Source organism: Staphylococcus sp. FSL W8-1207 (assembly GCF_038003745.1).
Classification (GTDB): Bacteria; Bacillota; Bacilli; order Staphylococcales; family Staphylococcaceae; genus Staphylococcus; species Staphylococcus equorum.
Genome location: NZ_JBBOPU010000002.1, coordinates 321,020 through 334,552 on the forward strand (window position 1 = coordinate 321,020; position 13,533 = coordinate 334,552).

12 protein-coding genes are annotated in these 13,533 nt (G+C 32.0%); 5 read left to right on the forward strand and 7 right to left on the reverse strand.

Translation table 11 applies throughout. The annotated features are described in order from the left end of the window. Positions 1–415: 415 nt before the first annotated feature. The gene (locus NSR03_RS11190) at positions 416–1,747 is read right to left on the reverse strand and encodes a sodium-dependent transporter (protein WP_172457956.1); all 1,332 of its coding nucleotides are present in this window, start codon (positions 1,745–1,747) and stop codon (positions 416–418) included. A 297-nt stretch (positions 1,748–2,044) separates the two neighbouring features. Here NSR03_RS11190 and brnQ point away from each other — a divergent pair, with 297 nt between their 5' ends. Then, positions 2,045–3,349, forward strand: coding sequence for a branched-chain amino acid transport system II carrier protein (brnQ, locus tag NSR03_RS11195; protein WP_021339667.1), 1,305 nt, complete (start codon positions 2,045–2,047; stop codon positions 3,347–3,349). 166 nt (positions 3,350–3,515) lie between these two features. Next, positions 3,516–3,887, forward strand: coding sequence for an iron chaperone (locus NSR03_RS11200; RefSeq protein WP_002512033.1), 372 nt, complete (start codon positions 3,516–3,518; stop codon positions 3,885–3,887). A 179-nt stretch (positions 3,888–4,066) separates the two neighbouring features. Here the strand turns inward: NSR03_RS11200 and NSR03_RS11205 are convergent, their stop codons facing one another. After that, complete coding sequence (locus NSR03_RS11205) at positions 4,067–4,804, reverse strand: alpha/beta hydrolase (protein ID WP_069820973.1); 738 nt, start codon at positions 4,802–4,804, stop codon at positions 4,067–4,069. A 184-nt stretch (positions 4,805–4,988) separates the two neighbouring features. Then, positions 4,989–5,522 carry a hypothetical protein gene (locus NSR03_RS11210; RefSeq protein WP_002506006.1) on the reverse strand — a complete coding sequence of 178 codons (534 nt, stop codon included), beginning with the start codon at positions 5,520–5,522 and terminating at the stop codon, positions 4,989–4,991. A 442-nt stretch (positions 5,523–5,964) separates the two neighbouring features. Here NSR03_RS11210 and NSR03_RS11215 point away from each other — a divergent pair, with 442 nt between their 5' ends. Then, positions 5,965–6,567: a poly-gamma-glutamate hydrolase family protein gene (locus NSR03_RS11215; protein WP_226957282.1), complete on the forward strand. Its 603-nt coding sequence runs from the start codon at positions 5,965–5,967 to the stop codon at positions 6,565–6,567. A gap of 95 nt (positions 6,568–6,662) precedes the next feature. Here NSR03_RS11215 and NSR03_RS11220 read toward each other — a convergent pair whose 3' ends face one another. After that, positions 6,663–7,877: a CynX/NimT family MFS transporter gene (locus tag NSR03_RS11220; protein ID WP_021339665.1), complete on the reverse strand. Its 1,215-nt coding sequence runs from the start codon at positions 7,875–7,877 to the stop codon at positions 6,663–6,665. 368 nt (positions 7,878–8,245) lie between these two features. Here NSR03_RS11220 and NSR03_RS11225 point away from each other — a divergent pair, with 368 nt between their 5' ends. Next, the gene (locus NSR03_RS11225; protein WP_021339664.1) at positions 8,246–8,839 is read left to right on the forward strand and encodes a histidine phosphatase family protein; all 594 of its coding nucleotides are present in this window, start codon (positions 8,246–8,248) and stop codon (positions 8,837–8,839) included. Between the two features lie 365 nt (positions 8,840–9,204). After that, entirely contained in the window at positions 9,205–9,924 is a 720-nt protein-coding gene (gene isaB, locus NSR03_RS11230) for an immunodominant staphylococcal antigen IsaB family protein (protein ID WP_046465650.1), read from the forward strand. Between the two features lie 300 nt (positions 9,925–10,224). Here the strand turns inward: isaB and NSR03_RS11235 are convergent, their stop codons facing one another. The 3 genes from NSR03_RS11235 to NSR03_RS11245 all read right to left on the reverse strand — a co-directional run bounded on the left by NSR03_RS11235 (position 10,225) and on the right by NSR03_RS11245 (position 13,223). After that, positions 10,225–11,700 carry a Mur ligase family protein gene (locus NSR03_RS11235; protein ID WP_021339662.1) on the reverse strand — a complete coding sequence of 492 codons (1,476 nt, stop codon included), beginning with the start codon at positions 11,698–11,700 and terminating at the stop codon, positions 10,225–10,227. A 145-nt stretch (positions 11,701–11,845) separates the two neighbouring features. Next, complete coding sequence (locus tag NSR03_RS11240) at positions 11,846–12,664, reverse strand: anti-sigma factor (RefSeq protein WP_002506012.1); 819 nt, start codon at positions 12,662–12,664, stop codon at positions 11,846–11,848. Further along, entirely contained in the window at positions 12,654–13,223 is a 570-nt protein-coding gene (locus NSR03_RS11245) for an RNA polymerase sigma factor (RefSeq protein WP_002506013.1), read from the reverse strand. Before NSR03_RS11245 ends, NSR03_RS11240 begins: the two co-directional genes overlap by 11 nt. Positions 13,224–13,533 lie beyond the last annotated feature (310 nt).

The window sequence follows — 13,533 nt, forward strand, 5'->3', positions numbered from 1 at the left end:
TATATGAGCTTTATCATTGATATCATCAAAGAAATCATCGGTTTATTCACTGGAAAATAATTTCTGAAATTGCTTTAAGGGACTGATATTTAATTAAATATCAGTCCCTTATTGGTAGTGTTAACTGAGTCATATTAAATTTTTATACATAAAACACCTCATTTTAAAGTTATGTTGGTGCATCTTTAAAACGAAGTGTCTTATTTTTGTATGAATTTATATAATTGTCCATTTTTGTAAAGCGCTGACGTCTATCGGAATAGTATGGAATCGGGTGAGAAATCTAATATTCTAATAAGATTTCATCGTACGAACGTAGCCCGTCAAAGAGGACTTGAAAATAGAATACAAGAGCTAAAGCTCTTGCATAAGAACTACTTGTCTTCATAAATGCAGTAGTAGTTCTTTAAAACCTTTATATGAATTGTACTACAAAGATCAAAATAATTACTATAGGTAAAATAAATTTAATTAAGTAATACCAAGGTATAAATAATCTAAGTTTATCTTTGCCAAAATGTGCTTTCAAATCATTTTTATCTAATAATTGACCAACAACTAGTGTTGTTCCTAATGCTCCCAATGGCATTAATATATTCGATACTAAAAAGTCCATATTATCAAAGATAGTACCTGCTGCAAATTGTATATGACCTAAACTCCCAAAAGATAGTGTTGCGGGGATACTGATTACGAACACTAATATACTTACATAAAATGCAACTGGCTTACGTTTTGAATTATCATTTTTTGTGAAGTTCGAAACGTTCAATTCTAATAGTGAAATAGAAGAAGTAAGTGCTGCAAATAAGAATAATATTAAAAAGATTAGGTAAAATCCTTGGCCAAATGCCATTTGATCAAATACTTTTGGTAATACTTTAAATAGTAACCCAGGCCCTTCTGTTGGGCTGTAGCCAAATGCTGAAATCGCAGGAAATATAGCTAAACCTGCCAAAATTGAAACCAGTATATTCATCGCTACAATAGAAATTGCTGAAGTCTTAATAGTCATCTCTTTTGACGCATAGCTCGCGTATGTAATCATGCCTGTTGTCCCTAATGATAATGTGAAGAAGGATTGCCCAAGTGCAAATAAGACACCCTCCATAGAAACTTCTTCTAGGCGTGGTTGCAAAATGTATTTTAGTCCTTCAAATGATCCTTCAAGCGTTAAAGATTTAATAACAATAACAATTAAAAAGATAAACAATAGTGGCATCATAAACTTAGAGGCTTTTTCTAAACCTTTTTCAACACCCATCATCACAATAAACATCGTTAACAATATAAAGATGCCTTGCCCAGTAATCGTTAAGAAAGGATTACTAATAATAGATTCAAACTGTATACTTCCTAATTGATTACCATTAAGGGTTAATATTTGAAGTGCAACGTTAAATATATAAATGATAATCCAACCACCTATCACACTATAAAAGCCAAATAGTATGAATACAGCTAAATTACCGTTCCATCCAATAACGTTCAACCATTTTTTCTTTGTTAACTTTTCATAAATTACAGTTGTATAAGTCTTCCCCAACTTACCAACAGTAAATTCCATCATTAATAGAGGTAGTCCGACAACTATCGTAAATATTAAAAACATTAATAAAAATGCGCCTCCGCCATACATACCAGCCATATATGGAAATTTCCACATTGCTCCTAGCCCTATAGCAGATCCTGCACTTGCTAAAATGAAGCCCGTCGATGACTTCCATTGTGATTGTTTACTCATAATTTTACATCCTTTGTGTTTTACAAAACTTCATTGCGTTAAAGCGTTTTAGTAACATAGCAATTACTATAACATTTTTCAGTGATTGTCTCAATATAAATTTCCTTTGTTGGTGCGCACTATGTATCTTAAGACAAAACATGAGAGCCTTCTGTTACATTGAACATTTTATGACGTTTATAAAACACAATACTTTTAATATTGAAAATTATCTGACATCTTATTGAATTAACAAGAAATATATGTTAAAGTTGCTTACGTTTTGTGCAAGTAAATTTCCTTTAAATCGAGGTATTAGAAATGAACAGACTCATCTTAATTTCTGGTCTAATGTTATTCTCATTTTTCTTTGGAGCCGGAAATTTAATATTTCCACCTATGTTAGGTTATACAGCTCAAGAAAATATGTGGGTTTCTATGACTGGATTCGCTATAACAGGCATCTTATTGCCTTATCTTACAGTAATCGTCGTAGCTTATATGAATGGCGGCGTTGAAAGTATTGGTAACAAAGTCCACCCTATTTTTGGGACAATCTTTGCTATCTTTATTTATTTATCTATCGGTGCATTATATGGTATCCCACGTGCTGCAAATGTTGCGTACGAAATTGGAACAAATCATGTTTTACCAGTACATAATCATGTTACATTAATCGTATTTTCAATAATATTTTTCCTAATTGTTTATTTTATCGCATTATATCCAAATCGTATTATAGATAATTTAGGTAAATACCTTACACCTATTTTAATATTTATTATAGCTATTTTATGTATTCTAGTAATCATAAATCCAGAAGGTTCAATTGGCCAACCAAGTGGTGATTATGCACAAACTCCACTCGTATCAGGTATTTTAGAGGGGTATTTCACGATGGATCTTGTGGCTGCGCTAGCCTTTTCTGTTGTGATTGTGCAAAGCTTCAAAATGAACGGCATTACCGATCAAAAAACACTCGTTAAAAACGTAATTAAAGCTGGTTTGATCTCTGCTATTTTACTATTAGTCATCTATTTTGCACTGGCTTATGTAGGTGCTACAACAACTCAAGCTGGCTTTAAAGATGGCACAGGAATTTTAACTTTTAATTCGTTACGTGTATTTGGCTCATTTGGCAACCTATTATTTGGCATCATCGTTATATTGGCTTGCTTAACTACTTGTGTTGGATTAGTAAATGCATGTGCGGCCTTTGCGATGAAAAAATTACCGAAAGTATCATATAAAATTTTCGTGCTTATCTTTTCATTATTAGGCTTTTTAGTTTCAACATTAGGTTTAGAACTGATATTAGAAATTGCAGTGCCCTTGTTAACATTTATATATCCAACGTCGATTGTATTGGTACTCATTTCATTAGTAAGTATTTTTATTCCATTTGAAATGAAATTTGCGTTTATCATTCCTACTATCGTGACTTTAATTATTTCAGTGTTACAGATACTCAATGATTTCAAATTATTCCAACCACTGAATGCGTTATATCAAGTGTTACCACTCTCTGATATTCAATTAAGTTGGCTCATACCATTTATAGTCTTACTTATCGTTGGATTAATAATAGATTTTCTCTTAAAAAATAAACCAGCAAAATCGTTATAAATTCATTGTGTTTCTATACAAGCGAGCTGGAGATAATATTGGTTTCGCTGTCATAGCCTTTTCTTATTTTGCTTTATGATGGTTTGTCATAATTAGCTTTGCTAAAATGGATATTATGCAAATAAATTTATTTTAGTTATATTTTTAAAAGGGGATGGGATATTACATGGATAATTTCAATGAATTTTTACAAACTATAGATAATGATAAACACAAAAAAACAATGACTGAGATTTTCAATTGGATTTCAGAAACCTTTCCTAATCTTGAGACAACCATAAAATGGAACCAGCCTATGTTCACAGATCACGGTACTTTTATTCTCGCTTTTAGTAAAGCAAAACAACACTTTTCAATTGCACCTGAAGCGAAAGGCATGACTGAATTTAGTGAACGTATTGATGCCGCTGGTTACTCACAAACGAACAATCTATTTCGAATAAAATGGACTCAAGAGGTCGATTACAGATTATTAAAAGATATAATTCAATTCAACATTGATGATAAAGCCGATTGTTCAACATTTTGGAGAACTTAAAATTTATTCCAAGATAAGATTACGGTAAAAGAAAGCGAATATAAGCCTAAATTTAAATTCGCTTTTTGTCCCATTGTTGTAAATAGGTAAAAAAATGATGATCTCTACTATATTTCAGTAGAAATCATCATTTTTTATCTGGAGCATTAGTGTCCTAAAAGCTTTTTCGTGCTAAAAGGTTAATAATCTTCGAAAAATGCAATAACATCTTGTTCTACTTCTATATGACCTTCACCATAAGTCATTAAATGTTTGGATGGCCCATAACCTTTCACTTCTTTTTGTTCATGTGTAATACGATCATAGATATAACGCGCACTCGTTGCATAAGCGCCATCGTCTTGTTCACCGAATTTGATAGTAATGGGTGCAGTGATTTGATCTAATTTTGACATCACATCTTCAACTACGATTTGAAATTGATTAAGTCCTGGTGCATAGCGCTCAATATTCGCAATTTGTTGCACTACCTCTGATTGTTGTAAACCAACCAAGTCGCCCATACGTTGACCATAATAAGTCAATCTACCAGAGAGACCAGCATCACTTTTTCGATATGGTGTAGACATAATAGCTATCGCATCTATAGGTTGATGCTCTGCCAATTTGAGTGATAATATACCACCTAATGATATACCACAGACACCAATACTTGAATAACCTTTATCCTGTAAAAATTGATAACCCTCTAATACATCTTGCCACCAATCTTCAATATCATAGGTCATCAACGTGTCTAACATTAAACCATGACCTTTGTATGCAGGAACATAACATGTAAAACCCGCTTTATGTAATTTAGTGGCTAGTAATTTTACATCTCTCACCGTACCCGTGAATGAATGTAATAATAATATAGCCCGTTCCGCTTCATTATTTTCCAAAAATATTGGGTTTGGCGCCTTAACATTTATCATCTTTGTCACTCCAAAATTTAGTTTCATCATTTATTGTAATTCAAATTCATAATGCGTACAAAGCATATAAACTATTACTTTTTTAAAATAAATACCCCTTTCAAAATCCAACACATTTTCGTGTTACTTTTGAAGGGGGTATTTTAATGAATTATTAACATTTATGACTTCTCTTAGTTTTTAGTTATTGGTTCATGTTAAAGAATTGTAATTCATATATTGATTTTTCATCATACGCATTAAAAGTGTCAATTTTACCATTTAAATGTATTTCTTGTGTTTTTCTACTTACATTATGCTGGTAAGCTATTCTCACATTTAAATCAGATTCATAACCGTTATTCTTAATTGTACTTTCAATTTCCGAATAAACGTCTTTATTAATCGGTAACAAATAACCTTCTTTACTAGGTAAAATATTAACATATTTTGTTTGCAAGATGTCTTGATTACCAAGATAGATTTCTATTTTTATATTTTTAGCAGCACCGCCACCCAAGTTATATAATTTCAAAAAATCTTGGTCTTCATCACTATCAATAGCAGTATTTCTTAAGTTTAATTCATCATGGTCTCTAGTAATCAGTATTTGATTAAAACCGAGCGCCGGTAAAAAACTGATTTTCATTTGGTACAGTTGCACACTGACTGATATAAAGTAAAACAGTGCCATTATAAATGTACCAAGTGAGCCAATCGCCGAAATAATATTTATCATAATTGTAAACCTCCATTGTTTTATTTAAGAGGCAGGATTTGAATTGTAACATATTTTACACTCAAAAAAAATAACGAGCCGCCAAAAGGCAGCCCGTAACTAAGAGGAAGTCTGTTAACATGCCCAAGGGCATGTTACAGACCTGCCTCTAGTTATCATGCCCGAGGGCATGAACAATTATTGTACAATGAACTTTTACTTTTCACAACCTAACATATATTTTTGATTTTATAAATGTTTTATAGCATTTACAATTGTATGCTATTATTATATTTATAAAATATGATTTAATATCAATAGGAGTTGTCGTATGTATAGTTCTAATCAAAGAGTCACCTCATTTTTAAAGATCACTTCATTTTCCACTATATGCTTTTTAACATTTTGTTTTTTCCTTACTTTATCTCCTAAAGCGATTTATGCCAATGATTTATACACGTCAATGACTGAACTTATGGAAGACACCGAAGAAGGTAGCGACTGGGAAATCACTTATAACAACAACCAGAGCAACGCGCTTATTGCAGCAATACACGGAGGTAATATCGAACCTGGAACTAGTGAAGTAGCAAAACTAACTGCTACCAAGGGGGCATATAATTACTATAGCTTCCAAGGTATACGTTCCACGAACAACGCAAGTTTACATGTAACTTCAGTTAACTTTGATGAACCTATTATAGAAGATATGCAACAACAAGTATCAAATTCTGTCATGATTCATGGTGCAAACGGCGATGCACCTATCGTTTATATTGGTGGTAAAGATGATGCTTTAAAAGCGTCTATCGAAGAACAATTAGAGCTTAAAGATTTCGATGTACAAACATCCCCTAGTCATTTAGAAGGTGAAGCTGACGAAAATATTGTCAATAAAAACAATCAAAATGCAGGTGTACAGTTAGAATTAACGACTGGATTACGACAATCCTTTTTTAACAACCAAGACCTAACTATGAATTCTAGGCAAGATCAAAGTAATTGGAGCTTTGCAATGTATGACTTTGCTCAAGCAATACAAACAGCAATACATGAACATGAATAATTTCATTAAAAATTCTCTTTTAAGCTAACATAAAAACGCAGTCGCTTTTTTAACTCAAACGACCGCGTTTTTTATCATTTATTTTCCGAATTTTATTACGTTTCATCTTCAACCACTTTATTTTTAGCAGCAGGATAGCCAAAAATAAAGATTAAAATGGACATAATGATTAATGCGACAACACCTGAATTCCAACTTCCAGTTGCATCATACAGATAACCAATTAGGAATGGTCCAATTGCAGCAATTAAATAACCGACAGATTGTCCAAACCCTGAAAGTGATATACTGCCTTCACTTGTATTCGCACGAATCGAGAAGAATGTCATACATAAACTGAAACATGCCCCCATAGCTAAACCTGCAATCACAATACCAATAATCAATAGCACGAGTGATTGTGTAAAGAACAGACTAAATCCGATTAAGAATAATATTGTAATAATCACGACTAAAATACGTTGATCTTTCAACTTAGAAGCAACAATTGGAAATATAAAAGTCATAGGAACTTGAGAGAATTGATTTAACATCAATAAATAGCCTGCTGTGGTGGGTTCTAACCCTCTATCTATGAGAATTGAAGGCACCCATGCAACCATCGTATAGAACACCATCGATTGAAATCCCATCGTCAATGCGACCATCCACGCTAATTTAGACTTTACAATATTTACTTTTTTTGAAGTCTTTAGTTTCGACTGATCCACTGTCGCTTGTTCCAATTTGGCACCTGTACGTGCTTTAGGTATCCACAACAATAACGCAATTACACCAAAGATAATCCAAAAAGATAATGACAATCTAAATCCTATAGGTGATATTTCGGATAATGGAAAACTTAATCCCCCACCTAAGCCAGCTGTAAAATTCATCGTCCCACTATAAATACCTGTCGCTAATCCAATTTGCATTGGAAAATACCATTTAACATAACTTGGTAAGACGACATTCCCAAATGCAATGGCAATACCCAGCAATAATGTCCCAATAATAAACAAATTAAAGTCACCAGCGATACGTAAAAACAACGCAACAATCAATAATATCGTAGAGTAAAATATCGTGCGCGACATCGTTAAGCGTGACGTAACTTTAGAGACAAGTGGTGATACAATCGCAAAAATAATCAGTGGTATAGTAGTTAAAATACCCGCTACACTATTATCAATTTCCATCACTTGTTTAATCTCTTCGATTACAGGACCTACAGAAGTAAGTGGCGCTCTTAATGTCGAAGCTATAAAAACAATAGCTATAATAACGCCCCAACGCTCATTAATTCTGTGTGTACGATAAAGTTCCGACATCTTACCCCACCTTTCTACAATAACTTAATTTTAACTCACCATATTTTAAAATCTTATATACTCTATATCATTCAATGTTACTATATTCATTTTAAAATAGCTTCTTTTATTAAAATAATCGCAGTCAATTTACCAACCAGTAAAAAGTATTATAGCGACCTATTTATACTATTGCTAATTACGTTACTACAATACTAAATATATTTAAAGATGATAAATTTTTAATTATAGAACTACTTTTGTAAAATGAATAGATACATGAGAAACTAAGCTATAAGATACATGACACATTTATACATATCTATATATGAGTAAATGGTAATAATATAATTTTGAATTAAAAAAAACTATGATAAAGGTTGATATCAATGACGGAAATTTGTTTTATTAGACACGGGGAAACAGACTGGAATACAGCAGGGAAATTACAAGGTCGCACAGACGTACCATTAAATAACACAGGCGTTAAACAAGCCGAAGCATGCAGCAAATTTCTAAATCATTCAGAATGGGATATTATCATCACGAGCCCATTAGCGAGAGCGAAAAAGACAGCAGAAATTATTCAGCAACAACTCACTATACCTTTGATAGAAATGGAGGCCTTTATTGAAATTTCATTCGGCGATGCTGAGGGATTATCAACAGAAGAACGTACAGCGTTATATCCCGATCGACTTTACCCAAACAAAGAACAAGCACACGTCGTAACAGATCGCTTTCTTAATGGGATAAACTCAGTTATAGAACAGTACAAAGATCAAAAAATTCTAATTGTCTCTCATGGCGCATTTATTAAAGCAGTATTTTCTTACTATTCTAATGGAGAAATCAGTACTGATTCACCAAGGTTGTCTAATGGCAGTCTAAGTACCCTTAAACTAACGAATAAACAAGCTACAATTTTAAATTATAATGAAGCGGCACATTTACCATCGCATTCTTCACTAGGAAAAAAGTAGCAGTCATTTTATAATTATTATGAATAATATATCTTGTAAATGAACTACTTTAGTTAAATGAATTTTATATCTTTAACGGTTAATTATAACTTTTTGTTATGATTAACCGTTTTTTTATAAAGTCCATGACAATATTTGAGAGCAGTAAGTAGATTGAATGAATATAGCGTTTTAAAAATAATTCAAAGAAAATTTCTAAAATGTGAACTCTATCTAAAAAGAAAACGTATATTTATTGAGTCAAATTAAAAAGGGGGCTAGTTGTGTAAGCTTATTTTGGATTTAATTTGGTAGTTAAAATCTAATGAGAATTAAGGTTAGACAACATGAATTACTTTAAAAACTAAAAATAGGGGTGAAGCTTTATGAATAAAAAATTATTAGTATTATCATCAACAGTCGCAGCTACAGGTTTTTTATTAGGAGCAGGAAATGGCGTAATTGGAAATAACACTGCACATGCGGACACAATGAATTCTCAAGAAAATAACATGAACAACAATATGCAACAACAAGCCATACCAATGGAACAAGGCATGAATGATATGCAAGGCAATATGAATCACAGTGATATGCCAATGGAACAAGACATGAATGATATGCAAGGTAATATGAATCACAGTGATATGCCAATGGAACAAGGCATGAATGATATGCAAGGCAATATGATGAACAGCAATATGGAAGAAACTATGATGCCATATTATAATTACACTGGCTACACAACATATGATGGTCATTTCACTCAAGATTATGATTTTGTAAGAGCGTTAAAATACGATAACGTAATGATTGATGGGTACAAAGTTAACACTGCAACAAATGATAAAGACGTGTCTACAAGTAAAAAAGTGAATGACACAATGGTTGATATGAATAAAGATGGCCAAGTCGTTAATATCACTTTTGATACTAAAGCCGATACGGTAAGCAAAGCAATGTTCAAAGAAGCACATATGTCTAACCATATGTCTGACGAAGGACAAACAGAAAACGGCTCATATATGACTTATGAAACAAATAATGGCATGTATACAGCACACTTCGACGAACAAGGATATTTAATGAAAGTAATGATAAGTTAATAAATAGTAACAAAAAAGGACCTGATTATAGGTCCTTTTACTATGCCAACAAAGTCAGCGACTTTGTTGGCACATTTTTATGTTTTATATGATAAATGATTGTTAGGGAGCAAGATAGAAATCTAATTTTTCTAATAATATTTCGACGTATGAGCCCACCTCGGCAAAGCCGACTATAAAATGGAACTCAAGCGTTGAAGATTTTGTATAATAATTACTTGTCTTCATAAATGCAATAGTAGTTTTTTTAAAGACTTGGTATAAGCGCATTTTCAATTCATTCAGCCACTGCCAATTAAGTTAAATTATATCCATTTGTAGTATTTCTTCTATATATGATTGATCATCATGGTCATACTTACTACCTTTAAAGTTTTGCGGTTCATTAATACCAGTAAGCAAGATGACCTCATTATTGCTATCTGTAGCATATAATAGCTCTCGTATACCTTCCTTTCTCGAGCATCCATTTAAAACCACACTCTTTTTATAACTATCAGGTAAATGCTGATTCATAAATTTGATAATAAGTTTAGGATCTACATACCCTACTTGCTCTGCAGCCAGCATCAACTTATGAACACCATCAGGAAGATCATCGACAGTCAAAGCGATTTTATCAAAACCTCTTAAGCCTATACCAGTAATCATCGTATTTAATTTTTTTCCAATACTGTCCGTATAGTTTAAAGCATTGTTTACTGATTCTCTAACTGCTAAAGCTGTATGTGCAAAATCTAAAATAATCGTATATGCACCTATGTCAATAATTTGAAAACGATGTAAAGGTGACTCAATCACATGAGCTGCTTGAATAATAACTTCGATATCGAAATCCATTTTATGCAATGCAAACATACTCGTCGCTAGGTTAATGTAATTATGCCCACCCTCAAAAGTAGGATGAACACAATACTTCGCTCCATCGATAATGATATCAATATGACTATTTTCCGCATGATATTGGTAATATGTTTCTTCTTGATTTGAAAAATATAAATCATCTTTTGCTATAGATCTATATTCAGTCATGTCCCAATTCACTAAATTCGATTTACTTAGATTATCCAACTTTAACTTAGCATTTAAATAATTTTCCATTGTGCCATGATATTCAAGATGTTCCGGACTAAAGTTAGTAAATACTGCTAACTCATTTTGAATGAAGTCAATGCGTCTTTGTTCTAAAGCAATAGAAGTTGCTTCATAAATTACATAATCATAATTTTCACGATAAAAATAATCTATGATTTCTCCCATTTCAAAATACATCGGCGTCGTTTGCGTCGTATGGTTAAATTTCATTTTGTTATAATGACTATCAAACACGCCCATCGTACCGATGATAGCTACTTTTTCACCTAACTGTGTTAATAAATTTCCAATCATATGACAGGTTGTTGTTTTTCCGTTTGTACCCGTCACTGCAATAAAATTTAAAGCGTCAATGGCATCTCCATAGTATAACTTCACTAATTGATTAGCCACATTAGGAAAATCATTGATATAAATTATGGGCATATTAAATTCGAAATCTTTAAAAGTAGACGGACTCGCATCTGTAATCATAATCAATGGTTTCATTTCATTTGCACGTTCCGCATAATAAACCGTATTATCCGAACACTTCAACATAAATATTGTGTCTTGCTGAATATCTTGATACATTGACGTAATTTTTTCACAAATCTTATCTGTCTTCACTTTTACGCTTAATGAACTCTTAACTATGTTTTCTCCAATTGTTAATAATATATCTTCAACAGTTATTTTCATTATATTCACCCAACATTTATCGTTTATTTTATAATACTTAAATATGCATATTAAAAAAGTAATTATAAAGTATACGTATAAATCAAAGAAAAGGATCACATTAATCTGTGATCCTTTCAAAATAATTTTTTAAATCAAAACCAAGTTAAATTTCATTACTAGACATAATCATTTGTCCTTTAGGTTGTTTATTATTAGGTGATGGTTCTAGTGTAATTGCTATTTTATCTTCTTTATCAACATCTACATTACTTAAGTCAAAAACAACCATGCCTTTATCATTCGCACTCGCAAATGTTCCTGCAGGGTGTGCTTGCTCGCCTTTTAATATCCATACTTGATAAACTTCATTACCTTCTGTTGGCTCAATATCATTGGCTTCAACCATTAATTTTCTATCTTTCGTACCATTAGATTTAGACAGATAGGCTTGCCCTTGCACTTCATCTCTGGCCATAGAATTTAAATTTATTGGTTTCGCATCATTCGTATTAATCATGGAAGATGATTGATTTTGAGATTCCTTATATCCAAAGTATTGCACGCCATTACCTATAATAGATAAGAACAATAGCGCTACTATAACGCCTATCGATACGCGTTTGGTAATAACACTTTTAGATTTTTTCTTCTTATGTTTCGAAATATGCGCTATTTGTTGATTTTCATGATTGTTATTTGCACTTGTTGTATCAATTTCATCTTCTTGCTGTTCTTTTTCTGCTTCTTCGTTTGAATTGTTGTCTTCATCTAGCACCGACGTTAAAATTCTTTTCTTCATACCTGTTGGCGGTTCAATTTCTTGATTACTATAAGGAAGTGAATCGTGAAGAACGTTTAAGTCGTCTAAAGTCTCATGGCTTTCAGATGACAAATCTAATTCTTTTTCAACTTGCTCTTTTTCACTTTCGCTCAGATTGCCATTAAAATAATCATATAGCTTATCAACTCTATTATCTTTCATCTTCTCCACGCTCCCTTCTTAAATGTTTTTTGGAATAATCGTTCAAATGCTTAATTGACAGTCTCATTCTACTCTTAACAGTTCCCAATGGAGTTTGTAATTTATCAGCAATTTCTTGCTGACTCAAACCTTTATAATAAAACAAATAAATGATCTTTTGTTGATCTTTATTTAAAAGTGAAATCATTTTTTTAATTTCTTCAGAGACTTCCTTATCCAATAAGTCATATTCTGGTAGACTATTGTTTTGTATTCCTTGGAAATCCTCATCAAACTCATTTTCAATATGCTTATTTTTTCTTAACATATCTATAGATTTATTACGGCATAACGTAATAAGCCAAGTCGACATTTTTCCTTTGTTTGGTTTGAAAATTGCTTTTTGATTCCAAATTTTCATGAAAACATCTTGCAAAACTTCTTCACTAGATTGAACATCTTTTGTGATTTTGTAAGCCAAATTAAATAACAATGACTCATATCGATCATATAGGATTTCTAAGCTCTCACTGTCCTTTTTATCGATTATTGATCTATAAAGATCATTTTCATCTATCATGCCGTCCCCTCCTTAGTTTAAATTCAGTATCTAGAAATACTTATCCTATATGTATATTTACATATGTATACAATAAACATACGAAAGTTATATGTTAAAAGTTTAACTTTCAAGAAAATTTTTATAATATCGCTAAATAATTAAAGCTATTTCCTTTTCCCCTTTTTAGCTTTAACCTATTAATCACATTACCACTAATGGCTCAAGCATTTCATTACAAAAGCGGTTGTACAATTGTTTTATCTAACTAACAAATGCAGTAATATTACAAGTCTTCATACTAGATTGTCTATAAATAAGTGTTACACTG

Bases quoted from the DNA above. Each gene is read 5' to 3' on its own strand.
- brnQ (WP_021339667.1), top strand. From the start codon at position 2,045: ATGAACAGACTCATCTTAATTTCTGGTCTAATGTTATTCTCATTTTTC.
- NSR03_RS11200 (WP_002512033.1), top strand. From the start codon at position 3,516: ATGGATAATTTCAATGAATTTTTACAAACTATAGATAATGATAAACAC.
- NSR03_RS11205 (WP_069820973.1), bottom strand. From the start codon at position 4,804: ATGATAAATGTTAAGGCGCCAAACCCAATATTTTTGGAAAATAATGAA.
- NSR03_RS11210 (WP_002506006.1), bottom strand. From the start codon at position 5,522: ATGATAAATATTATTTCGGCGATTGGCTCACTTGGTACATTTATAATG.
- NSR03_RS11215 (WP_226957282.1), top strand. From the start codon at position 5,965: ATGACTGAACTTATGGAAGACACCGAAGAAGGTAGCGACTGGGAAATC.
- NSR03_RS11220 (WP_021339665.1), bottom strand. From the start codon at position 7,877: ATGTCGGAACTTTATCGTACACACAGAATTAATGAGCGTTGGGGCGTT.
- NSR03_RS11225 (WP_021339664.1), top strand. From the start codon at position 8,246: ATGACGGAAATTTGTTTTATTAGACACGGGGAAACAGACTGGAATACA.
- isaB (WP_046465650.1), top strand. From the start codon at position 9,205: ATGAATAAAAAATTATTAGTATTATCATCAACAGTCGCAGCTACAGGT.
- NSR03_RS11235 (WP_021339662.1), bottom strand. From the start codon at position 11,700: ATGAAAATAACTGTTGAAGATATATTATTAACAATTGGAGAAAACATA.
- NSR03_RS11240 (WP_002506012.1), bottom strand. From the start codon at position 12,664: ATGAAAGATAATAGAGTTGATAAGCTATATGATTATTTTAATGGCAAT.
- NSR03_RS11245 (WP_002506013.1), bottom strand. From the start codon at position 13,223: ATGATAGATGAAAATGATCTTTATAGATCAATAATCGATAAAAAGGAC.